A 22,821-nucleotide genomic window follows, 5' to 3' on the forward strand; every position below is an offset into this window, starting at 1 on the left:
CCTTTGATTTATCACTTGAACTATGATTAGAAAGTACCCTTCCTGGTTGACCCTATTAGCTGGCTTGTTCCTGCTCCTTCATTTTGGTTGCACCTCAAGCAAGCCTTCTGCTTCAGCTGAATTCCCTGAGTCGTTCACGGTGCAGGTAACCAACCCGCTTAAGCGCCAGCGGGGGAATGTATTGGTCCTGATCAAGGAAACCGATCTGCCCAAGCAGGGCGCTGGCTTTAACCGGAATGCGTTTATCGTGACCGATGGCGCCACCGAGGTTCCCAGCCAATACAACGCCAAAGATACCTTTAACAAGGGCATCGGCTTGGTCTTGGATAACATGAAGGCAGGGGAGACCCGGCAACTCACCGTGAGGTTCAACAAGACCGGCACCAACAAACACACCTACACCAAGCGCACCCAGGCCGAACTCTCCAAGAAAGTGGGCGGCAAGTTTGAGAACCGCAAATACATTGGCGGCACCTTCCAGAACATTGACTCCCTGCGTGTGCCCGATGAGGTAACGGACCACTCCTTCTTCCTGCGCTATGAAGGCCCGGGTTGGGAATCTGACAAGGTGGCCTACCGTTTTTACCTGGACTGGCGCAATGGCGTGGACGTATTCGGGAAAAAGACCAACAACATGGTGTTGCAGCAGGTGGGCCTGGACGGGTATGATTCTTACCACAACGCGCAGCCCTGGGGCATGGACATCCTGAAGGTAGGCAAAGCCCTGGGCGTTGGGTCATTGGCCATTTTTGAGAACGGAAAGGCCGTGCGCGTAGAGAAAACCGACAGCACCTACAGCAAAATCACCCAGAACGGAGACGTCTATTCCTCTATTCTTACCGACTACTACGGCTGGCAAGTGGCAGGCCAAAAACTGAACGTCCATTCGCAACTCAGCATCCACGGCGGCACCCGGCTCACGCACCACCAACTACGCATTGAAAACGGGCAGCCCCAAAACATCAGCACGGGGGTAATCAAAGACAAGGCTGCTAAACTGGTTTCCTCCAGGGGAGAGGCCGGGAAAAGCTACGGCTACATTGCCACCTATGGCGCTCAGACCCTGAATACACCGCCAGACAACGTGGGCATTGCTGTTTTCTTCAAGCCCCAGGACCTGATCAGTATCACCGAGGATCCCTTGAACCACGTGGTGCAGCTCAAGCCCTCCAACGGACAGGCCGAGTATTACTTCCTGGCCGCCTGGGAACTGGAGCCCAATGGCATTAAAACTGAAAAGCAGTTTCACCAATACCTGACCCAGGTAGCCGAAGACCTGGCCAACCCGGTGCTGGTGAAAGTAAGGAAATAGAAGGCCCTGGGCCCTCCCGTTCTGAGCACGTTTTGGCCAAAACAGGCTTAAAACAGAGAGCAAGAAATAAAGTTAACGCAAGCCTGCGTGTTCTTTTCTTAAAGAAATAAGAAGACCACCGGGTTTTATCCTAGCAAACAAAGTACCCATGAATACACACCGTACCTTTTCTAAAATAGCCCTGCTGGGCGTTGCCTTCCAGTGTTTCAGCCTGACCGGATGCGCGCAGAAAGCCATTCCGGTGGCCGCGCCCCCTACCCCAAAGGCGACTACCAACCCTGAGGCAAGCAAGGCCCTGGCGTTCCCGGGGGCCGAAGGCTTCGGGAAGTTCACGACCGGCGGCCGCGGCGGACAGGTAGTGGTGGTATCAAACCTGAATGACAACGGACCCGGCAGCCTGCGTGAAGCCATCCGGAAGAAAGGGCCCCGCATCATTGTCTTCTCCGTTTCCGGGAACATTCTCCTGGAATCTGCTTTGGACATCAACAACGGTGATTTGACCATTGCCGGGCAATCAGCGCCTGGTGACGGCATCTGTATTCAGAACTACCCGGTCAGCGTGAAAGGCGATAACGTGATTATTAGGTACATGCGCTTCCGGCTAGGGAACAAGGCCGCGCAGCAGGCCGATGCCCTTGGCGCTAACAAAGGGGCCAATAACATCATCATTGACCATTGCTCCATGGGTTGGGCCACCGATGAAAGCGCTTCTTTTTACCGCAACCAGAATTTCACGCTGCAGTGGAGTATCATTTCTGAAAGCCTGAACGCGTCAGTACACGCCAAGGGAGAGCATGGCTACGGCGGGATCTGGGGCGGCAGAGGAGCCTCGTTCCACCACAACCTCATGGCCAGCCACAACAGCAGAACCCCACGGTTCAGCGGTTCTACCACCACGCCCAACACGCCAGACGAACTGGTAGATTTTACCAACAACGTGATCTATAACTGGGGCCAGAACAACATCTACGGCGGCGAGAAAGGCCGCTACAACATGGTCAACAACTACTACAAGGCTGGTGCCGCCACACCTAAGTCCAAAACCAACCGTTTGGTGAACCCCTCGCAGCCCTACGGCAAGTTCTACGTGGCCGGTAACCACATTGAGGGCTTCCCGGAGATTTCCAAAGACAACTGGGCCGGCGGCGTGCAGTGTGATCACCCAGACTCCGTGAAAACCACCAAAGCCTTTGCCGTAACGGCAGTGCCCGCGCAGGAGGCCAAAGCCGCGTTTGAGGCGGTGCTCAACAACGCTGGCGCCAGCCTGAAACGGGATGCCGTAGATGCCCGGGTGGTAGCCGAAGTACGCTCCGGAAAATCTACCAACGGCAAAAAACAGAACGGCATCATTGACTCGCAGCAGGAAGTAGGCGGGTGGCCTGTTTTAAAATCGGTTCCGGCGCCTGAGGATAAAGACCAGGACGGCATGCCCGATGCCTGGGAACTGAAGCAAAAGTTGGACCCTACCAAAGCCACCGATGCCGCGGCGTTCACCTTAGACAAACAGTACTCCAACGTGGAGGTGTATCTCAACAGTCTGGTTAAGTAGAAAGACCTCATGAAGAAGTGGACAGCGGTATTCTTTTTGGCCTTGCTAGGTTTCCTGGCCCAGGCGCAGCAGAAAAAGCTGGTGGTGGCCCAGGACGGAAGCGGGGACTACACTACCATCCAGACCGCCCTGGACGCTATTCCCGCGTTCCCGGAAGAGCGCCTGGAAATCCATATCAAAAACGGCGTCTACAAAGAGAAACTGGTCATCTCCTCCTGGAAAACCAGGATCTCCTTCATCGGGGAAGACCGCGACAAAACCATCATTGTCTGGGATGATTATTCCGGCAAGGGGGCCATTAACACCTTTACGTCTTACACCGTGCTGGTGCAGGGCAATGAATTCCGGGCCGAGAATATCACCTTTGAGAACAGTGCCGGTCCGGTAGGGCAGGCCGTGGCGCTGCACGTAGAAGCCGACCGCTGCGTATTCAAAAACTGCCGCATTCTGGGCAACCAGGACACTATTTACGCCGGGGTTGACAACAGCCGCCAGTACTACGTGAACTGCTACATCGAGGGTACTACTGACTTTATCTTCGGGCCGGCCACGGCGGTGTTTGAGAACTGCACCATCCATTGCAAGAAGAACTCCTACATCACCGCCGCCTCTACGCCTCAGGGCCAGCCTTACGGGTTTGTGTTTTTAAACTGCAAGCTCACCGCTTCCCCAGAGGCGACCAAAGTGTACCTGGGCCGTCCTTGGCGGCCTTACGCCCAGACGGTGTTCCTGAACACCGAGATGGGCGCCTTCATCAGGCCCGAAGGCTGGCATAATTGGAAGAAACCCGAGGCCGAGAAAACCACCTTTTACGCCGAATACAAATCCAAAGGTCCGGGCGCGGCCCCAGACAAACGTGAAAAATGGTCCAGGCAACTGAGCAGAAAAGAGGCGAAAAGATTCAAACCCGAAATCGTGTTGGCCGGCCAGGACAAGTGGAACCCCACTAAATAACCAGCCTGCGTTTTAAGGTCGTTTTTGCCAAAACCGGTCAAAACCAGCCTCCCAAAAATTGAACAGATAATGATTATGAAAAAGCTTACCTCCTATACCCTGTTACTTGTTGTCTTGCTTAGCGTCGCCTGCCGTTCGGGGCAAACCGCTGCAGAGACCCAGGCTGTGGCGAATCCCTCCGGCAAGCCCTGGTCGGTTTGGATGGCAGATTCTGAGATGAAACGCAGCCCGCAAGGCTGGATGATTGATTTCCGGCCAGAGCCGAAGTGGGATTACACCCAGGGACTTTTCGCAAGCGCCCTGGAACGCGTCTGGAAACGTACTGGTGACCGCAAGTACTTCACCTACATCAAGGCGTTTGCAGATACCATGATCACCGAGAACGGCACCATCAAGACCTACAAGAAAACCGACTACAACATTGACCGCGTCAACCCGGGTAAGTTCCTGATCGCGCTGCACAAAGAGACGGGGCAACAGAAATACAAGATTGCCCTGGACGAGCTGCGCGACCAGATGCGCACCCATCCACGCACTTCAGAAGGCGGCTTCTGGCACAAGAAAATCTACCCGCACCAAATGTGGCTGGATGGGTTGTACATGGCCTCCCCGTTCCTGGCCCAGTACGGCGCTACTTACAATGAACCCGCCGTGTTTGACGATGTGGCCAAGCAGATCATTCTGGTAGATAAGCACACCTATGTGAAAGGGAAAAACCTGTTCTACCACGGCTGGGATGAGAAGCGCGAGCAACCCTGGGCCGATAAGCAAACCGGCCTTTCGCCCAACGTGTGGGGCCGTGCTATGGGCTGGTACGCCATGGCCCTGGTAGACGTGCTGGATTTCCTGCCAAAGAACCACCCGCAGCGGGACGAGGTCCTGAAAATCACCCAGAAAATGGCCACCGCCCTTACCCAATACCAGGACCCCGCTACCGGCCTTTGGTGGCAGGTAGTGGACCAGACCGGCCGCGAAGGCAATTACCTGGAAGCCTCGGCCTCCAGCATGTTCACCTATTTCTTGATCAAGGCTTCCAAGCAAGGCTACATAGACCAGAAATACCGCCAGGTGGCCCAGAAGGGCTATAACGGCATCCTGAGCAACCTCATCAAAAAGAACGCAGACGGCACCATCAGCATTACGCAGGTGTGCGCCGTGGCCGGCCTGGGGGGTACGCCGTACCGCTCCGGTACCTATGAGTACTACATCAATGAGGAGAAGCGCGACAATGACCCCAAGGCGGTGTCGCCGTTCATCATGGCTTCGCTGGAGTTTGAGGAAACAGGTAAGGCATCGGCTTCTAACTAAGGCAGACATGGAGTTCAGAAAAACAACAGTCCTGTTCCTTTTGCTCAGTGTTCTTTGGGGGCAGGCCCAGGCGCAGGCGTATGATTTTGTGGTGGCCAAAGACGGCAGCGGCCAGTTCAAGACCGTGCAGGAAGCCATCAACGCCGTGCCGGATTTCCGGAAGAACACCACTACCATCTTTATTAAGAAGGGCGTCTACAAAGAGAAGCTGACCTTGCCGTCCACTAAGACCGCGGTAACCCTGATTGGAGAGGACGTGCAGAAAACCATCCTGACCTATGATGACTTCGCCAGCAAGAAAAACCGCTTTGGCGAGGAAATGGGCACTACCGGCTCCACCAGCTTCTTTGTGTACGGCGATGACTTCACTGCCCAGAACCTCACCTTTGAGAACTCCTCGGGCCCGGTAGGGCAGGCCGTGGCCGTACGGGTAGACGGAGACAAAGTACACTTTAAGAACTGCCGCTTTCTGGGCTTCCAGGACACGCTGTACCCACACGGCGAGAAAAGCCGCCAGTACTACCAGAACTGCTATATTGAGGGCACCACAGATTTTATCTTCGGGTGGTCTACGGCCGTGTTTGAGAATTGCGAAATCTTCTCCAAGAAAGGGGGCAGCTTCGTGACCGCCGCCTCCACCATAGAAGGGCAGCCCTACGGATTCGTGTTCCTCAACTGCCGCCTTACCGGCGATGCGCCCGAGAAATCCTATTACCTGGGCCGTCCCTGGAGACCCTTCGCCAAAACTGTTTTCATCAACAGCTATTTGGGAAAGCACATCAACCCGGCCGGCTGGCACAACTGGAACAAACCCGAAGCCGAAAAGCAGGTCCTGTACGCCGAGTACAACTCCACTGGCCCCGGCGCCTCTAAAACCGAGCGCGTGAAATGGGCCAAGCAACTGACCGCCGAGCAAGCCAAAGACTACACCCTGGAAAAGATCTTCGGGGACTGGAACCCGTTGGCCGTGAAGTCCGCGCCGCAGGCCGGAAAATAAAAGACAGGTTTTTCCTGTTTTGGGGCTGTTTTCCAGAAAACAGCCCCAAAACAGGAAAATGATCTTTAGTAAAAAAAAACAGCCGCAAGGCCACAGATAGTCCGCTCTTTGAAGGCGAGGGGCGCCGGAAGGGAAGTAGCTCAGGCTACCCGGCAGAACGCATTTGAATAACGAATACGGAAACCGTTCTGCAGGCCTGGAAAGCGCTCCTCCCCTTCAAAGAGACTTTAATTGGTTTTCCTCCGCAGGGAGAGAAGGCCAGTTGCCAACCCTATAGCCACCAGAAGGAAATGAAAAGACCACTACAAAAAATAATGCCCCTTGTCCTAACCCTGCTGTTGGGTTTTGCAGGAATTGGCCAGGCGCAGCAACTGGCATTCCCGGGGGCCGAGGGTTTCGGGCGGTTTACCACCGGTGGCCGCGGCGGCGTCGTGTTGGAGGTCACCAACCTTAACGACTCGGGTACGGGCAGTTTCAGGGCGGCGGTATTGGCCACTGGCCCCCGCACCATCGTGTTCCGGGTGAGCGGCACCATTAAGCTGTTGAGCTCCCTTACCATTAGAAACGGAGACCTGACCATTGCCGGCCAGACCGCGCCGGGAGACGGCATTTGCATCAGTAACCAAACCGTGATGATAGACGCAGACAATATCATCATCAGGTACATGCGCTTCAGGTTAGGTGATGAGGCCCAGGTAGACAATGACGCCATCTGGGGTCGCAACCGCCAGAACATCATCCTGGACCATTGCTCCATGAGCTGGTCAGTAGACGAGACGGCCAGCTTCTATCTCAACAGAAATTACACCATGCAGTGGTGCATCCTGAGCGAGAGCCTGTACCGGTCGGTGCACGACAAAGGCGACCACGGCTACGGCGGCATCTGGGGCGGGGACCATGCCTCTTTCCACCACAATCTGTTGGCCCACCACACCAGCCGCAACCCCCGCTTCAACGGCGGTGGCCGCTCCGGCATCAATGGCGGAACCTACCCCAATGAACACGTGGATTTCAGGAACAACGTGATCTACAACTGGGGGGGCAACAGTGCCTACGGTGGCGAGAACGGCAATTACAACATGGTCAACAACTACTACAAATATGGGCCTGCCACGTCTAGTGGGGTGCGGTCGCGCATTGTACAGGTGTCGTTTGAGGCAGACCCCACCTGGGGCGCAGGCTATGGCAAGTTCTACATCAATGGCAACAACGTTCACAACAACGCGGCGGTCACGGCTGATAACTGGAACGGCGGGGTGAACTATGACTCCAGCCTTCCCACGGCGCAGCGGCCCAATGTGCAGTTACAGGCCCCCATTGACTACCACATGGCCACAAACCATACCGCGGCAGAGGCGTATGAGGCGGTCTTGGCGCAGGGCGGTGCCAGTTTGAAGCGCGATCCGGTAGACACCAGAATCATCAATGAGGTACGCACCGGAACCGCCACTTACGGCGGGGCCTATGGCGCCGCAAAAGGCATCATTGATACCCAAACCACCGTAGGCGGCTGGCCGGTGCTGGCTTCCTTTCCGGCCCCCACAGACACCGATAGAGACGGCATGCCAGACGCTTGGGAAACCACCAACGGCCTGAACCCCAATGACCCCGCCGACCGCAACGCAGACGCCAACAGCAACGGCTACACCAATCTGGAGGAATACCTCAACGGCATCATTGCCAACGCCACGCTCACCGGCGCAGGAGAGGAAACCGATGCGCTGGCCACGGCAGTGTCACCCAACCCTTTCTCAGGAACCACCACCTTTACCTTCAGGGCAGCACAGAAAGGCCAGGCCACGGTCATCGTTTCAGACCTGTCCGGTAGGAAGATCAGCACGCTTTTAAACCAGGTGATTGCCCCTGGAACCCACGCCTTAAACTGGAACGGTACTAACAGAAATGGAGGAAAAGTAGCCCCCGGGCTTTACCTGATCACGTTGCAACTGGGCCAGACCCGGGTGGTGAAACGGGTGGCGCTGGTGCGGGAGTAAATGAATGAAGTGTTTTAAGGCCGTTTTAAGGAAAACAGCCTCAAAACAGAAAAGCAGGAAGGGCAGGAAGATTGGAGGAAAAAACCATAAGGCTTTGCTCCAGATCAAAGTTCTTAACCAAAAAAGTAATCATGCAAACCAGGTACTACCTTGCCGGGCTAAGTCTATTGTTCGCCTGCCAGGCTGAGAAAACATCTATGCACCCGTCCGCGTCGTTGGCGGCCCCCACCGGAGAAACCTCCAAGGTGTGGGTGTCTGACCTGGGCAACGGCACGTTCCAGAACCCGGTCCTTGACGCCGATTACTCAGACCCGGATGTGTGCCGCGTGGGCGATGACTTCTACATGACCTCCTCCAGTTTCAACGCCATTCCGGGTTTGCAGATTCTTCATTCCAAAGACCTGGTGAATTGGAAGATTATCGGCTATGCCATTGACCGGCTGCCGCCGTATGACCACTTCAGCAAGCCGCAGCACGGCAACGGAGTGTGGGCGCCTTCTATCAGGTACCATAAAGGCGAGTTCTTCATCTACTGGGGCGACCCGGACTTTGGCATTTACATGGTCAAGACCAAGAACCCGGCGGGCCGCTGGGAGGCCCCGGTGCTGGTAATGGAAGGCAAGGGCCTGATTGACTCCTGCCCGTTTTGGGACGAGGACGGCCAGGCCTACATGGTGCACGGCTGGGCCGGAAGCCGGGCGGGCATCAAGAGCATCCTTTCCCTTAACCGCATGAACCCCGAGGGCACCAAAGTGCTAGACGAGGGCGTCATGGTCTTTGACGGGCATGACGCGCACCCCACCGTGGAAGGCCCCAAACTCTACAAGCGCAACGGCTATTACTACATCTTCGCGCCGGCGGGCGGCGTGGCCACAGGCTGGCAATTAATTTTAAGGTCTAAGAACATCTATGGGCCTTATGAGGAGAAAATTGTGCTGGAGCAAGGCAAAACCCCTGTGAACGGCCCGCACCAAGGCGCCTGGGTAGACACCAAGTCCGGCGAAGACTGGTTCCTGCATTTCCAGGACAAGGAGGCCTACGGCCGCGTGATGCACCTGCAGCCCATGAAGTGGGTGAACGACTGGCCCGTGATGGGCGAGGACCCGGACGGCGACGGCAAAGGCCATCCGGTAATGACCTACAAGAAACCCAACGTAGGCAAATCCTATGCGGTGGTTACGCCCCAGGAATCAGATGAATTCACCAGCCCAACCCTGGGCTTGCAGTGGCAGTGGCACGCCAACCCCAAGGCCACCTGGGCTTTTACCACCAACAAGGGAAACCTGCGGCTCTTCACCGACCAGATGCCCCAGGGCGGCAAAAACCTCTGGGACGTACCCAACCTGCTGCTTCAGAAATTTCCGGGCGAGGCCTTTACGGTTACCACCAAACTCAAGTTCACCCCCAATCCTAAGCTGGAGAATGAGCGCACGGGCTTAGTGGTCATGGGCTTAGATTACGGCTTTGTTTCAGTGGTCAGCAAGAAAGACGGCCTGTACCTGACCTACAATACTACCCAAAAAGCCGATAAAGGGACTGCCGAGAAAGAGCAGATCCTGGGGAAACTCTCCGGCTCTGAAGTCCACTTCCGGGTGCAGGTGAGCAAGGGCGGCCAATGCCAGTTCAGCTACTCAGAAGAAGGACAGAACTTCAAGGACGCCGGCGGGCCTTTCACGGCCACTGTCGGTAAATGGATTGGCGCCAAAGTGGGCATTTTCGCCCTGCGCGAAGAAAAGACCAATGACTCCGGCTACGCCGATTTTGACTGGTTCAGGATCACAAAATAACGGTTTTCTGTTTTGGGCTCGTTTTTCTTAAAACGGCCCTAAAACAGAAAGCAGAAAGGGGGAGGGCGTGACTACCGCGGCTCTTTTACCCAAACAGAAACAAACAGCATTACCGCGTAAAGTTTACCTATATGAAAAACGTACTTAAGAGCAGCCTGCTGCTGAGTCTGGGGCTAGCCAGCATGTTACAGCTTTCCTGCCAGCAACAGCCTTCCACGTCGGGGGCCAGTGTAGCTGCTGGGGCATCAGCTTCCACTACGGCGGGCCGCAACTTCTCCAACGCCAGCGTAGACGCCTCCATTTATGAGGGCATTGAGTTTGCTATGCCCAAAGTGAAAGAAACCAAGTTCCCGGAATACAGCGTGTCCATTACCAAATACGGCGCCGTGGGCGACGGCATCACCAAGAACACCAAGGCGTTTGAGCAGGCCATTGCCGATGTGGCAGCCAAGGGTGGCGGGCACGTGATCATTCCGCGCGGCCTGTGGCTGACGGGCCCAATCGTGCTGAAAAGCAATATTAACCTGCACGCAGATGCTGGTTCCATGGTCATCTTCAGCAAAGATTTCAATGATTATCCGCTTATAGAAACCAGCTTTGAAGGCTTGAACACCTGGCGGAGCCAATCGCCTATCTCGGGCAAGAACCTGGAGAACATTGCCATCACCGGCGATGGTACCTTTGACGGCAACGGCGATGCCTGGCGCCCGGTAAAGAAAAGCAAGATGACCGATGCCCAGTGGAAAAACCTGACCAAGACCGGGGTGTTGAGTGATGACGGCAAGACCTGGTACCCAAGCGCGCAATCCAGAAAAGGCGACAGCAAAGACAATTTCAACGTGCCCAACTTCAAAACCAAAGAGGAGTTTGAGGCCGTGAAAGATTACCTGCGCCCGGTGCTCCTGAGCTTGGTGAACTGCAAGAGGGTATTGCTGGACGGGCCCACTTTCCAGAATTCCCCGGCCTGGAACCTGCACCCGCTTATGTGCGAAGATATCATCTTGCGCAACCTGAACGTGCGCAACCCCTGGTATTCCCAGAACGGCGACGGCCTGGACCTGGAGTCCTGCAAAAACGCGCTGGTCTACAACAACACCTTTGACGTAGGCGATGACGCCATCTGCTTCAAATCCGGGAAAGACAAAGACGGCCGTGACCGGGGCGTACCCACCGAGAATGTGATTGTGAAAAACAACGTGGTGTACCACGGCCACGGCGGTTTTGTGGTGGGCAGTGAGATGTCTGGTGGCGTAAGAAACGTGCACGTGTCTAACTGCACCTTCATGGGCACCGACATTGGCCTGAGGTTCAAAAGTACCCGTGGCCGCGGCGGCCTGGTGGAAAACATCTGGATCTCCAACATTGACATGATCAACATCCCCACCCAGGCCATCAGCTTTAACCTTTTCTACGGCGGCAACTCGCCGGTGCTGGAAGAAGACCAGAAAGCCGGCACGGAGGCCCGCGTGGAGAAACTGGTGCCGGTCACCGAAGAAACCCCCTCGTTCCGGAATATCTGGATGAAGAACATCACCGTGTCTGGCGCGGAGGAGGCCGTGGCCCTGCAAGGCCTGCCGGAGATGAACCTGCAGAACGTGAACATAGAAAACGCCTACCTGAAGGCCAAACGCGGCATTTCGGCGGTAGATGCCACCGGTATCACGCTTAAAAATGTGCAGGTGATCACCGAGAAAGGCCCCGCCCTTACCATCTACAACAGCAAAGACGTGCAGGTGCAAGGCTTGACCGGCAACCAGACCAAAGAACCCATGGTGAAAGTACTTGGCCCTCTAACCAAAAACGTAAAGCTGGAGAGCAAAGACTTCTCCAACGCCGCCACCCAGATTTCCAAAGGGAAAGACCTGAGCAAGGCAGCAGTTACCTTGAAATAAAGCCCAGAGCTATTAAAGTATTATGCCTATTGGCCAGCAGCCGCTGACTAAGGATAAGATCTGTTTTGAGGCTGATTTCTGGAAAACGGCCTCAAAACGCTAAACCGGTTCATAGAAAGGGTGGGAGGTAGCACCGGACCACCCTTTTTTTACTTATTAAACCTGTTCATCATGAAGAAGAAGTCTTTCGCGTTTTTGTTGCTGTTGTTAGCTGTGGTGGCCATGTCTTTTGCGCCCTCTAAAAAGAAGGTGGTGCACGTGTACCTGGTAGGCGATTCTACCGTGGCCGATTACTCTGACTATGACGGCGAAGACTATCTGAACAAGCGCTATCCGGTCATGGGCTGGGGACAGGTGTTTCAGCCTTTCCTACGGCCCGACAGCCTGTCCAAGCTCAAATCCCTGATCAAGGCGGACAGTGCCGTGGTGCTGGACAAAGCCCGGGGCGGCCGCAGCACCCGCACCTTCTTTGAGGAAGGTCGTTGGGCGCAGGTGTTCCAGGCCTTAAAGAAGAATGATGTGGTCATGATCCAGTTCGGGCATAATGACGCGGCCGTTGACAAGCCAGAGCGGTACGTGAACATTCAGGGGTACAAAGAATACCTGCGTCTCTTTGTGAACCAGACCCGGCACAAAGGCGCCACGCCCATCCTGCTCACCCCCGTTACCCGCAACTACCCCTGGAAAGACGGCAAGATTGGCAACGTGCACGGCGAGTACCCTCAGGCGGTAAAAGACGTGGCCAAGGAACTGAACGTGCTCCTGATAGACCTGCAGCAGCTGTCCATAGATTCTTTCTCGGCCAAAGGCCAGGAGTATGTTTCTACCAATTACTTCATGAACCTGCCGGCCGGTAAGTTTAAGAACTACCCCGAAGGCCAGAAAGACAACACCCATTTTCAACCTGATGGCGCTAAAGAAGTGGCCAGGTTGGTATTTGAAGGCATGAAGGGGTTGAAGGTGAAATAGCGTTTGGAACTGGCAGAATAAAATAAAAAGCTTTTAACAATTTCTACAGGAAGCAAGTCACTTTAAGGCGTGGAAAAAGATAAAAGAAAGCCTCTGCGCAGAAAGTAATTTCTTTTCGTGACTCTCAGAAAATACTTAAATTTTCTAGACAATAGAAATGGCGGTGACTGAGGAACTGCCTCTTTTTTAATGTCATGCTTAATCGATTGCGCGAGGGTTGGGCTCCTGCATTGGACTTACCCTTAATTTAAATTTGTGAGATGGTTTTAGTGAAGAGAACGCTTTCCTTTCTTATCTGTAGCCTACTTTCCGGGGCGGGAATGGTGCCCGAGGCGCAGGCCCAGGTATTGCCTTTCAAGGCGCAAACGGCGTACAACGCCTACCTGGTGCGGAACCTGCACCAAGCCTATGATGCCCGCCGCGAAAAAATAACCCAGGCCCTTGGCTCTCCTGAAGCCATGAAAGCCTACCAGGCTCAGGTGAAAAAGGAGTACCTGCGCGTTTTAGGCCCGTTTCCGGAAAAACAGCCTTTAAACGCGAAGATCACGAAACAGCAGAAGCAGAAGGGGTTCACGATAGAGAACCTGGTGTATGAGAGCCGGCCTAACCACCACGTGACGGCCAACCTGTACGTGCCGGAGGGCAAGGGGCCGTTCCCGGCGGTGCTGCTCATGAACGGGCACGAGATGCCGGCCAAGGCCACGGATTCTTACCAGAAAACAGCCCGGCTCTTCGCTGCCAATGGCTTTGTGGTCCTTTCCGTAGACCCATTCTCGCAAGGCGAGCGGGTGCAGCTAACCGATAAAACCGGCAAATCCCTGACCCGCGGCTCCACCACCGAGCACACGTTGCTCAACGCTGGCGCTACCCTGGTGGGTACCAGCGTGGCTGCCTATATGCTCTGGGACAACGTGCGCGCCCTGGATTACCTGGAAACCCGCCCCGAAGTGGACAAAGACAGAATGGGCGCCATTGGCAATTCCGGCGGAGGAACCCAGACGGCCTACCTGCTGGGCTATGATGACCGTATCAAAGTGGCCGCGCCCTGCAGCTACTTTTCCCAGCGCGAACGGGACATGCTCTTACCCGGGGAGCCGGACGGGTGCCAGTTCTTGCCCGGGGAGGGCAACCTGGAATTCGCTGATTACATTATTGCGGCCGCACCAAAACCGGTCTTGATCCTGGCTGGCGAGAATGATTTTGTGGACTACCAGGGCACGCTCCAAGGCATACAAGAACTGCAGAAAATCTACACTACGCTACAGCAGCCAGACAAGGTAAAGCTCTTCACCTGGCCAGACGGGCACGGCATTACCCAACCCAAGCGCGAAGCCGCCGTGACCTGGTTCCGGCAATGGTTGTATAATGATGCCAGACCCGTGAAAGAAGGGAATATTGGCGTGCTTACAGAACAGGATTTATGGGCCACCTCCACCGGCCAGGTGACCACTACCTATCCCCAGGAAACCACCGTGCCCGCCCTGAACCAGGCCATGTACAAGCAGCTATCCGCGCAGCGGCAGGCTTTTTGGGGTCAACCTTATGATGCCGCGCTCAAGGCGAAAGTGCGGGACGTGATAGGTTTGAAACTCAACCAAAACCCGGTGTTTACCGAACTCAGCGGCCAAAGCCAGGCCCCGCAGTACCATCTGGAAAAACGGGTTATCATGCGCCAGGGCGAGTTGCCCATCCCGGCCCTTATTTACACCCCAATCGGCAAGGCCAAACCCAAGAAAATCATCATCCGGTTAACCGACCAGGACAAAGGAAAAGAGGCTCTGGCCAGGAACGATAGCCTAATCCAAAAGGAGATGCAGGCCGGCCATGTGCTGGTGCTGGCAGACCTTCGGGGTATAGGTGAAACCCAGGACGACCCTAAACTCAATGATGCCAAGTATTGGAGCAGCGAGTACCGCAACGCGGTGCTGGCCCTGCAACTGGAACGCCCCCTGCTGGGGCAACGGGTGCAGGACCTCACTACTTTGTTAGACTTTCTCCAGAGCAATAAAAGCCTGGCCGGGTTACCCATTTCTATTGAGGCCGAAGGAGTGTATGGTCCGGTGGTGACGCACACAGTGTTCCTGGATGAGCGCATCTCCCAAGCCACTGTCTCCAAGTCCCTCACAACCTATGAGGACTACCTGACCCGCCCGCTGCAAAAAGACATGTTTTCCAATGTGGTGCAGGGCATTTTACAGTACTATGATTTACCAGACTTGGCGCAGAAATGCGGCCGTCGCTTAAAGCAGATTCCAGATGAAACTAGAGCACTTCGCCCTTAACGTAGAAGACCCCGTGGCCATGGCCGAATGGTACATCCGCCACCTGGGCATGCGGGTGGTACGGCAAATGCCGGAAGCGCCTTTTACAACTTTTCTGGCAGATGACAGCGGCCGCATTCTAGTGGAAATTTACCTGAACCCTGCACATGAGGTGCCGCCCTACCGCACCATGAACCCACTGCTGGTGCACCTGGCCTTTGTGTCTGAAAACCCCACCGCCGATCAGGAGCGGCTCTGCGCTGCCGGGGCCACCCTAGTCACCGACCAGCACCTTCCCGACGGTTCGCACCTGGTAATGCTCCGTGATCCCTGGGGCCTGGCGCTGCAACTCTGCAAACGCGGAACGCCTATTCTGGCAGCTCGGGAAGAATAGGTTCCCGTTTTGAGGCTGTTTTAGCCAAAACGGCCCCAAAACGAAAAAGAGTAGAGCTAATGGCAAAGCCACCGCGGTAACCTAAAACCTGTTTTGTTCCTTTATTGCTGAATTTTACTGCCATGAAACTTCCTTTCTTCTCCCTGGTGCTGGCCTTTTGCGGGTTGGCCCTCATGTCTTTTCTTTCGGTTAAAAAGAAACCTATTACGGTGTACCTGGTAGGGGATTCCACTATGTCTATCAAAGACCCCAAGGCCTATCCAGAAACAGGGTGGGGCGTGCCGTTTGCCACGTTCTTTGACCCATCGGTGGCCATAGACAACCACGCCAAGAACGGCCGAAGCACCAAAACCTTCCTTACCGAGAAGCGGTGGCAAACCGTGGAGGGCGCCCTCAAGAAAGGCGATTACGTGTTCATCCAGTTCGGGCATAATGATGAGGTGAAGACCAAGGCCAGCTATGCCACCGAAGAGGAGTTTACCCAAAACCTGACCCGCTTCGTGACCGAAGCCAGAAAGAAGAAAGCCATTCCTATCCTTATCACCCCGGCGGCCCGGCGCAAGTTTGACGCCAACGGTAAAATTGAGCCCACCCATGAGGCGTATTCCGCGCTGGTGCGCGAAGTGGCTAAAAAGGAGAAAGTCTGCCTCATTGACCTGGACAAAAAGAGCCAGGAACTGCTCCAAAGCTACGGCCCCGAAGATTCAAAAAAGCTGTTCCTCCATTTGCAACCGGGGCAACATCCAAACTATCCGGAAGGCAAAGCCGATGACACGCACTTTAACGAGCGCGGCGCCCTGGAGATGGCGCAGATTGTTCTGGCGGAGGTAAAAGCCCTGAAGCTGGACCTGGCGAAAAGGATTACTGCCCCTGCCGTTACCCCTTAATCCAAATTATGCTCCCATTTTAGTGCCTTCAAATTTCCTTTCATCCCCTAAAGGTCCCCGTATGATACAGCGTCTTTTGAAGTGGTTAGCCTTTCTGTTGAGCTTTCTGTCCATACCCGCCTTCGCGCAGCAGCGTTCCTCCTTAACCTTGTGGTATGATCAACCCGCTGCCAACTGGAATGAGGCCTTGCCGCTGGGCAATGGGCGGCTGGGGGCCATGGTGTTTGGCAACCCGGCCCGGGAGCTTCTGCAACTGAATGAGGAAACGGTCTGGGCTGGGGAACCCGGAAACAACATCAACACAGCCCTTTTCCCGGCCCTCACCGAAATACGCACCCTTATCTTCGCCGGCAAGCACCAGCAGGCCCAGGATCTGGCTCTGCAGAAAATCCCCCGCCAGGCGCCCGCAGGCAACAACTACGGCATGCCGTATCAACCGGTCGGGAATCTGTTTCTGACTTTCCAGGGCCATGAAAAAGCCACCAATTTTTACCGGGACCTAAACATTGAGCAGGCAATAGCCTCAGTTTCTTATAAAGTAGACGGCGTAACCTTTAAGCGGGAAATGTTTTCCTCTTTCCCAGATGACGTGGTCATTGTGCGGCTCACCGCCGATAAGCCCCACAGCATAAACGTTACCCTGGGAGCCGATAGTCCGCATAAGAATTACCAGGTTACCATTTCCAAAGGGCAACTGGTGCTGGCAGGGGTGTCTGGAGACGTAGACAACAAGAAGGGGAAAGTGCGGTTTCAGGCCCGGGTGCAGCCTACCGTTAAAGGCGGCGAGGTATCTTCCACCGCCAATACGCTCACCTTCAAAAACGCCGATGAAGTGACCCTCTATGTTTCCATGGGCACCAACTTCAAAAGCTATAAAGACCTGTCAGGAAATGAGGAGGCGAAGGCCAAAAATTTACTGGCAAAGGCGGTCAAAAAGAACTACATCTCCGCCAAGGAAAACCACATCAAACATTACCAACGGTACTTCAAAAGAGTGTCACTGGATTTGGGAACCAGCCCGGCGGCGGCCCAGCCTACCAATGTGCGCCTGCAGAATTTCGTGCAGGGCCATGACCCGCAGCTGGCGGCGCTCTACTTTCAGTTTGGGCGGTACCTGCTTATCTCTAGCTCGCAACCCGGCACGCAACCGGCCAACCTGCAAGGCATCTGGAACGACAAGATTGCGCCGCCTTGGGATAGCAAGTACACCGTGAACATCAACACCGAGATGAACTACTGGCCCGCCGAGGTCACCAACCTCTCAGAGATGCACGAGCCGCTGTTCAAAATGGTGCAGGAACTGGCGGAGACCGGCAAGGAAAGTGCCGCAAAGATGTACGGGGCCCGTGGTTGGAACATGCACCACAATACGGATCTCTGGCGGATTACCGGTCCCGTGGACGGGGCGTTTTACGGTCTCTGGCCCATGGGCGGCGCCTGGCTCACCCAGCACCTGTGGCAACATTACCTCTACACCGGCGACCAAGAGTTCCTGAAGAAGGATTACCCGGTGCTCAAAGGCGCCGCCCTGTATTACGTAGACGTGCTGCAGGAAGAGCCTTCGCATAAATGGCTGGTCGTGGTCCCGTCCATGTCGCCGGAGAACAAGCACCACGGCAATGCGTCTATTACGGCGGGCACCACCATGGACAACCAACTGGTGTTTGACGTGTTCTCCAATGCCCTGCAGGCTGCCCGCATTTTAGGGGTGGACCAAGCCTTCGCCGATACCCTGCGCCAGCTGCGCGACCGGCTCCCGCCCATGCAGGTAGGCCAGCATGGCCAGCTCCAGGAATGGCTTTTTGACTGGGACCGCAAAGACGACGATCACCGCCACGTCTCGCACCTGTACGGGCTGTTCCCCAGCAACCAGATCTCGCCGTTCACCCACCCTGCTCTTTTTAACGGCGCCAAATCTACGCTGGTGCAGCGCGGGGATAAATCTACGGGCTGGTCTATGGGCTGGAAAGTGAACCTCTGGGCCCGGCTGCTGGATGGAAATAGGGCCTATAAACTGATCGCTGACCAACTCACCCCGGCAGGGGCCGAGGCCTCAGGCCAAAGCGGCGGCACTTACCCCAACCTGTTCGACGCGCATCCGCCGTTCCAGATAGACGGCAACTTTGGCTGCACCTCTGGCATTGCCGAAATGCTGTTGCAAAGCCATGACGGCACCTTGCACCTGCTGCCCGCCTTGCCGGATCAATGGCCCAGCGGTCAGGTAAAAGGCCTGGTGGCTAGAGGCGGGTTTGTGGTAGATATGCAATGGGAAAAAGGCAAGGTGACTTCCCTGAAGATAACATCTACCCTTGGCGGTAACTGCCGCCTGCGCATAGGCAATCCTTTAACCTTGAAGACCAAAGGGAAATTGGAGGCGGCCACCGGCATTAACCCAAATCCCTTTTACCAACCCACCGCCATTAAAGACCCCTTGGTTAACCCTGTTGCTGGTTCAGCCAAAATCACTTTGCCCGTAACCCATGTATTTGACCTGGCAACCCAGAAGGGGAAAAGGTATGAGCTGGTGTCGTTATAAAACCAATGGGTAAAAGCGGCCTCAATAGGCCGCTTTTACCGTGCAAGTGTTTTAAGGGTGTTTTCCGGAAAACAGGCCCAAAACGGGTAAGCCGAAAAATATGAAAATAAGTCAAGTCATTCTCTTAGTTCTGGTCACATGGTGGGGTTCTTCGTGTTCTTCGGTTAGGCCTATTACCTGGCCCTTGGAATCTGTGGCCAGCGTGGGCGGGCACACGGTTACCATCTCAGGCAACCCGCAAGTAGTGAAGCAACCAACACCGGCCATTGCCTTTGACGGGATAGACGACGGATTGCTGGTGCATGCCAACCCCATTGTGGGGGCCGAGGAGTTTACCATAGAGGTGGAGTTCAAACCCAGGGCCGCCTGGCCCGCCAACGTGGAGCAGCGGTTTCTGCACATAGAAGATCTGGCGCTGGGCCAACGGCGGCTACTCTTGGAGCTTCGGCTGAACAACCGCGGGCAATGGTACGCCGATTTTTTTATGCGTACCGAGAAAGCGGCCCTTACCTTGATTGACTCCACCCAAGCGCACCCGGTGGGGGAGTGGGCCACCATGACCATGGTCTACAAAGACAAAAAGCTACAAGGCTACGTGAACGGCCGCCTGGAACTGTCCGGTGACATAGAATACCTACCCATTCCCGCCTCCGCTAATACGTCCATCGGTACCCGCATGGACCAACGGTCGTGGTTCAACGGGGAAATCAGAAGCGTGAAAGCCTGGCCCAAAGCAATCCTGCCCAAGCAGTAATTCTGGGCCTAAAAGGTTGGTAAAAGTAAAACCCTGTTTCGGGGCTGTTTCTGAGAAAATAGCCCCGAAACAGGGTTTGATATGTAAAGCCCCTTAGGGTTACAGGGTCATGTACTTGCGCACTTTCTCAATCATCTCTGTAGAGCCAATCACCAGTGGGCAACGCTCATGCAGGGCGCTGGGTTGTTTGTCTAGAATACGTTCCACGCCATCGGTGGCCTGGCCGCCCGCCTGTTCGGCAATGAAAGCCAGGGGGTTGCACTCATACAGCAGGCGCAATTTACCGGCTGTGTTTTTAGAGGAGCCCGGATAAAAGTAAATGCCGCCCTTCAAGAGGTTTCGATGGAAGTCTGCCACCAGAGACCCAATGTAGCGCGAGGAGTATTTCTGCTCTTTACAGAAGGCAATGTAGTTCTGGATACCCAGCGGGAAGTGGCCCATGTTGGCCTCGTTGCAGCTGTACTGCTTGCCATTCTTAGGGATTTTGATGTCTGGGTGTGAGAGGAAAAACTCGCCCAGCGAAGGCTCATAGGTAAAACCGTTCACGCCGCGGCCCGTGGTGTACACCAGCATGGTGGAGGCGCCATAGAGAATATAGCCTGCCGCGGCCTGCTGCGTACCTTTCTGCAGACAGTCTTCCAAGGTGCCGTCCTGGCCACCCTCAGATAACCGCCGGTAAATCCCGAAGATGGTACCGATGGGGATGTTCACGTCAATGTTAGAGGAACCGTCCAGCGGGTCCATGGCCACAATGTATTTGGCGTTCTGGTTGCCGGTATGGATGATGTCCTCGTCTTCCTCAGAGACAATGGCGCAAACCTCGCCACCGTTGCGCAAAGCCCTGATGAACCGGATGTTGGCAATCACGTCCAGCTTCTGCTGCTCTTCGCCCTGCACGTTGGTTTTGCCAAACTTGCCGCTGGTGTCCTGGTCTACGCGGCTAATCTCGCGGCTCACAATCTTGGCCGCCAGGGCCATGTCGCGCAGCAACTGAGACAACTCGCCGGTGGCATACGGAAAGTCTTCCTGCTTTCTCATGATAAACCGGTCCAGGGTGGTGCCTACGGGCAGCGCTAATGCATCATTCATACGGTAACTTATTTGGGGATAATCTGTTAGCTGAACTTTTGATATTACAAGGGGAAGAAATACAAAGGTCCTGTCTCTCTATGCCCCGGCTGGAAACCTGAAGCGTTTTGAGGGACAGGACCTTAATGAATCTTCGTTCTTACTTACCCAAAGGCAAGCAGATTCTTCAAGGATACCTTACAAAGATACACCCCGTTTCCACGGAATGAAATCATCCTGCTGAAGGAATTTCTCTTTGGTCTGGATGTTGCCGCTGGCCACCTCAATAATGAAGTCCAATACGTCTTCGCCCATTTCCTCAATGGTCTTCTCCCCTGAAATGACTGCGCCGGTATCAATGTCAATGATGTCTGGCATGCGCTCGGCCAACTTGGTGTTGGAAGAGATCTTGATCACCGGAGCAATGGGGTTACCGGTGGGGGTGCCCAGACCGGTGGTGAACAAGACAATGTTAGTGCCGGAGCCAACCAGCGCCGTGGTGCATTCCACGTCATTGCCGGGAGTGCACAGCAGGTTAAGGCCGGGCTTGGTCACGTATTCAGGGTAATCCAGTACGTCCACGATAGGGGAGTTACCGCCTTTTTTGGCCGCACCGGCAGATTTAATGGCATCAGTGATCAAGCCGTCACGGATGTTGCCCGGGCTGGGGTTCATGTCAAAACCGGAACCTACGGCCTCGGCGGACTTGGCGTAGGCACGCATTAAAGACACAAAGCGGTCGGCAGACTCTTCGCGCTCGCAGCGGTTGATCAGTTCCTGCTCCACGCCGCACAACTCAGGGAACTCAGAAAGGACGGTTTTGCCGCCCAGGGCCACCAGAATATCTGAGGTAAGGCCAATGGCCGGGTTTGCAGAGATACCAGAGAACCCGTCTGAGCCGCCGCACTCCAGACCAATGGAAAGCTTGCTCAAAGGCGCTGGTTTTCTGGTCAGTTTGTCGGCCTCTATCAGACCCAGGAAGGTCTGGCGGATGGCTTTGGACATCAGTTCCTCTTCGGTGCCTTCTTTCTGCTGCTCCAATACAATAAGTGGCTTGTTGAAATTAGGGTTCAGGGCTTTGATCTTGCTTTCCAGAATACCCACCTGCGCGTTCTGGCAACCCAGGCTCAACACGGTGGCACCGGCCACGTTGGGGTGGTGGATATAACCCGCCAAGAGGGCGCACAGCATGTCAGAATCCTGACGGATTCCGCCGCAACCGCCGTCATGGGTCAGGAACTTGATGCCGTCTACGTTTTCAAACACGCGGCGCTGCACTGGGGCCAAGGTCTTCTGCAGGGTAAGCGTGCCAATGGCCTCGGTGTTGCCCGACTGGTACAGGTCTACCATCTGCTGTACGTAGGACTTGTACACGTCGCGCTGGCCAAAGCCCAGTTCGTCTAAGAAGGCCTGCTTGATAATGTCCACGTTGCGGTTCTCGCAGAACACCAACGGAATCACCAGCCAGTAATTAGAGGTTCCTACCTGGCCGTCTTCGCGGTGGAAGCCATTGAAGGTTCTGTTCACCCATTTAGACACGTCTGGGGCCGTCCAGCCAATGGTTTTGGTTTTGCCAGTAAAGCCGTTCACCTGGTGTTTCACGTTAGCCGTGCTCAGGACGCCGCCCGCCGGAATGTCATACACTGCCTTGCCCACCAGGGAGCCGTACATCAAAATCTCATCTCCGGCGGCCAAAGGCTGCTGGGCAAACTTATGCTTGGCCTGGATATCATCAACCAACACAATGGCTGCACCGTTATACTCTACGGTCTCGCCCTTTTTCAAATCCGTGAGTGCTACCAGCACATTATCGTTCGGATGGATCTTTAGGAATCTGTGTAACATATCTATAAAATAGGCAGAATGTGCAATCGATTGCGCAAGATATTAATAAATGTAAGAAATTGGAAAAATTACCAACATTTCTTTTTTAGAATGCGAGAAATTGAAGGGAGTTCCGTTTGGGGCCGTGCACTTTTCCATATTCGGAAAATCTGGAAACGAGATAATGGTGCGAGAGCCAATGGTTTCGCTGCCGGATGACAGGAGTGGAGCATAACGCAGGAGGAGGACACTCACTCCTTTTCTAGATGTTAAGTCACACGGAAATTCCTGTTTTGGGGCTGTTTTTAAGAAAACGACCTCAAAACAGGAATGCA

16 protein-coding genes are annotated in these 22,821 nt (G+C 54.9%); 14 read left to right on the plus strand and 2 right to left on the minus strand.

The annotated features are described in order from the left end of the window. The first annotated feature begins 22 nt into the window (after window positions 1-22). The 14 genes from TH63_RS04575 to TH63_RS04640 all read left to right on the plus strand — a co-directional run bounded on the left by TH63_RS04575 (window position 23) and on the right by TH63_RS04640 (window position 19,594). On the plus strand, window positions 23-1,312 hold the full coding sequence (locus TH63_RS04575) for a DUF4861 domain-containing protein (RefSeq protein WP_048919908.1): 1,290 nt from the start codon (window positions 23-25) through the stop codon (window positions 1,310-1,312). A gap of 148 nt (window positions 1,313-1,460) precedes the next feature. Further along, window positions 1,461-2,861, plus strand: coding sequence for a pectate lyase family protein (locus tag TH63_RS04580; protein ID WP_231583547.1), 1,401 nt, complete (start codon window positions 1,461-1,463; stop codon window positions 2,859-2,861). 9 nt (window positions 2,862-2,870) lie between these two features. Then, window positions 2,871-3,815, plus strand: coding sequence for a pectinesterase family protein (locus tag TH63_RS04585; protein WP_048919909.1), 945 nt, complete (start codon window positions 2,871-2,873; stop codon window positions 3,813-3,815). 75 nt (window positions 3,816-3,890) lie between these two features. Beyond that, window positions 3,891-5,123 (plus strand): glycoside hydrolase family 88/105 protein, encoded by a 1,233-nt coding sequence (locus tag TH63_RS04590; RefSeq protein WP_048922584.1) that lies wholly within the window; start codon window positions 3,891-3,893, stop codon window positions 5,121-5,123. A gap of 7 nt (window positions 5,124-5,130) precedes the next feature. Then, on the plus strand, window positions 5,131-6,120 hold the full coding sequence (locus tag TH63_RS04595) for a pectinesterase family protein (protein WP_048919910.1): 990 nt from the start codon (window positions 5,131-5,133) through the stop codon (window positions 6,118-6,120). Between the two features lie 314 nt (window positions 6,121-6,434). Further along, complete coding sequence (locus TH63_RS04600) at window positions 6,435-8,114, plus strand: FlgD immunoglobulin-like domain containing protein (protein ID WP_197088636.1); 1,680 nt, start codon at window positions 6,435-6,437, stop codon at window positions 8,112-8,114. Between the two features lie 131 nt (window positions 8,115-8,245). After that, on the plus strand, window positions 8,246-9,901 hold the full coding sequence (locus TH63_RS04605) for a glycoside hydrolase family 43 protein (RefSeq protein WP_082161549.1): 1,656 nt from the start codon (window positions 8,246-8,248) through the stop codon (window positions 9,899-9,901). Between the two features lie 131 nt (window positions 9,902-10,032). Continuing rightward, complete coding sequence (locus TH63_RS04610; protein ID WP_048919911.1) at window positions 10,033-11,793, plus strand: glycoside hydrolase family 28 protein; 1,761 nt, start codon at window positions 10,033-10,035, stop codon at window positions 11,791-11,793. A 171-nt stretch (window positions 11,794-11,964) separates the two neighbouring features. Continuing rightward, window positions 11,965-12,762: a rhamnogalacturonan acetylesterase gene (locus TH63_RS04615; protein ID WP_048919912.1), complete on the plus strand. Its 798-nt coding sequence runs from the start codon at window positions 11,965-11,967 to the stop codon at window positions 12,760-12,762. Window positions 12,763-13,022: 260 nt separating this feature from the next. Next, window positions 13,023-15,044, plus strand: coding sequence for an alpha/beta hydrolase family protein (locus TH63_RS04620; protein WP_082161550.1), 2,022 nt, complete (start codon window positions 13,023-13,025; stop codon window positions 15,042-15,044). Beyond that, window positions 15,019-15,417: a VOC family protein gene (locus TH63_RS04625; RefSeq protein WP_048919914.1), complete on the plus strand. Its 399-nt coding sequence runs from the start codon at window positions 15,019-15,021 to the stop codon at window positions 15,415-15,417. The genes TH63_RS04620 and TH63_RS04625 overlap by 26 nt, the downstream gene beginning before the upstream one ends. Before the next feature lie 122 nt (window positions 15,418-15,539). Continuing rightward, window positions 15,540-16,304, plus strand: a complete 765-nt coding sequence (locus tag TH63_RS04630; RefSeq protein ID WP_048922587.1) for a rhamnogalacturonan acetylesterase — start codon at window positions 15,540-15,542, stop codon at window positions 16,302-16,304. Window positions 16,305-16,365: 61 nt separating this feature from the next. Further along, entirely contained in the window at window positions 16,366-18,840 is a 2,475-nt protein-coding gene (locus TH63_RS04635) for a glycoside hydrolase family 95 protein (protein ID WP_048919915.1), read from the plus strand. Window positions 18,841-18,940: 100 nt separating this feature from the next. Then, the gene (locus TH63_RS04640) at window positions 18,941-19,594 is read left to right on the plus strand and encodes a LamG-like jellyroll fold domain-containing protein (protein WP_048919916.1); all 654 of its coding nucleotides are present in this window, start codon (window positions 18,941-18,943) and stop codon (window positions 19,592-19,594) included. Between the two features lie 99 nt (window positions 19,595-19,693). On the opposite strand, the gene fbp is transcribed toward TH63_RS04640, so the two are convergent. Continuing rightward, window positions 19,694-20,683, minus strand: coding sequence for a class 1 fructose-bisphosphatase (fbp, locus tag TH63_RS04645; protein WP_048919917.1), 990 nt, complete (start codon window positions 20,681-20,683; stop codon window positions 19,694-19,696). A gap of 177 nt (window positions 20,684-20,860) precedes the next feature. Beyond that, window positions 20,861-22,507, minus strand: a complete 1,647-nt coding sequence (locus TH63_RS04650) for a UxaA family hydrolase (protein WP_048919918.1) — start codon at window positions 22,505-22,507, stop codon at window positions 20,861-20,863. Window positions 22,508-22,821: the final 314 nt, after the last annotated feature.

The sequence above is a fragment of the Rufibacter radiotolerans genome (assembly GCF_001078055.1).
Taxonomy (GTDB): domain Bacteria; phylum Bacteroidota; class Bacteroidia; order Cytophagales; family Hymenobacteraceae; genus Nibribacter; species Nibribacter radiotolerans.